The sequence below is a fragment of the Carboxylicivirga longa genome (assembly GCF_050589825.1).
Lineage (GTDB): Bacteria > Bacteroidota > Bacteroidia > Bacteroidales > Marinilabiliaceae > Carboxylicivirga > Carboxylicivirga longa.
This window is the reverse complement of record NZ_JBNGOZ010000062.1, coordinates 1-1,496: the sequence shown is the minus strand read 5'-3', so window position 1 is coordinate 1,496 and position 1,496 is coordinate 1. Positions and strand designations below refer to the sequence as shown.

Annotated in this window: 1 protein-coding gene; it reads right to left on the bottom strand. The window is 29.9% G+C overall.

Going from position 1 to position 1,496, the window contains the following annotated elements; translation table 11 throughout:
• Positions 1–57 precede the first annotated feature (57 nt).
• Positions 58–1,233 carry a T9SS type A sorting domain-containing protein gene (locus ACRD7A_RS19030; RefSeq protein ID WP_430812977.1) on the bottom strand — a complete coding sequence of 392 codons (1,176 nt, stop codon included), beginning with the start codon at positions 1,231–1,233 and terminating at the stop codon, positions 58–60.
• Between the last annotated feature and the right edge of the window lie 263 nt (positions 1,234–1,496).

Here is a 1,496-nt window from a genome sequence, read left to right as displayed (position 1 = left end):
TTCTTTTATTTTGGCGGTATCCATGGCATTTTCTCATTAAGTTACAAAATTAAAACGCTATTGTAAACTACAGCCTATTTTTTTTGTAAAAATGTCATTATCATTTTTTAAAGAAACAACAAGAATTCCTTTTTCTGGTGATCTAAAGGAATATTTACCTGAAACTATTCTTTCTTTTAAAATAACTTTTCCAGAGATATTATATACTTCAAGTTTCGAATTTGATAGAGTCTCAATACTGATAGAACTCTGCTTAACTATTACTTTTGAATTTAAGGTCAGTTCATTATTTACTGAAGTTGCTGCTGTAATATCAAATTTATTTGTCTCAAGTCTTAGTCCAATAAAACTTGCATTCCACATTTGACAATAAACTGGTGTAATCTGACTTCGCAGAAAAGTAAAGACTCCTTCATTAACTGTATAATCTAGATTTTTAATCAATTCATTTGTATAACCTTGCTTGTACCACCTAAATGTCGTTACATTATCATTAAAACTATATTCAGAGGATAAATCGACCTGCGAACCAACGGCTATAGATTCTCCCAAGTCAATTTTTTCTTGCGAATCAAAATTGTAACTGGACAGGTTTTGTTGACCTAATTTTAATGTAGAATACCTTAATTTATTACTATTGCAGTTTAAATCCGTTAAATCATTACACATACTAACATCTAAAGCACTCAATTTATTCCCCCAACAATTCAATTCCATTAAATTGGCAAGAGCACTAATATCTAATTCTGATAGTCTATTATTTGAACATTCTAACTTAGATAAGTTTACACAACCACTTAAGTCTAAACTTTCTAAATTATTGTAAGAGCAATTTAAATGGTTCAACAAGCTACAATTTTTTATATTTAGAAATGTTAACTGATTAATAGTACAATCGAGGTATTTAATATTTGATAAGTTATATAGTTCAAGATTGGTTATCCCTTGTTCTTCACAGTTAATTTGTGTAATAATCTCGGCATTGCCATAAACTTTTATTGTTTCACCTGCAACTGTATTTGAAAGATGATTGAATATTCCTGTTGACACATTAAAGTTTATTAAAGAACCATTCCCAAAATCAATATCTATATCTGAATTGTCATTTACTTCAAAAGTTATATTTATCGTTTCTCCAATTTCTTTATTAGTCTTTAGCTGAACTAGCAAGTCCTTTGCTGAAATGGAAAAGCATATAAATGCAAATAATAGAACTGATAATTGTCTTTTCATGTTAATTAATTTGTAAGTTTCAAAATTAGCTACAACGGACGCGGCTATGAAGCGTAAGTGAATCTTAACCAGAAATCACTTCCAAACTCCACTAAGCCAAAGCGTTGTATTTGTTTTTATCTTTTCATTTTAAAGCCAAATCAGCGATTTGGCGCTGGTTGCCGAAGCTACGAACCAACCAAAACAAGTCGGCTCACTTATATACTCTATTTAAAAACAAGTTTTTAAGCCACTTTTTCCGTGGAGCCGTTAATATTTTTACC

What these genes read in the sequence shown, in the direction of transcription:
- ACRD7A_RS19030 (WP_430812977.1), bottom strand. Translation starts at nt 1,233, where the DNA reads ATGAAAAGACAATTATCAGTTCTATTATTTGCATTTATATGCTTTTCC.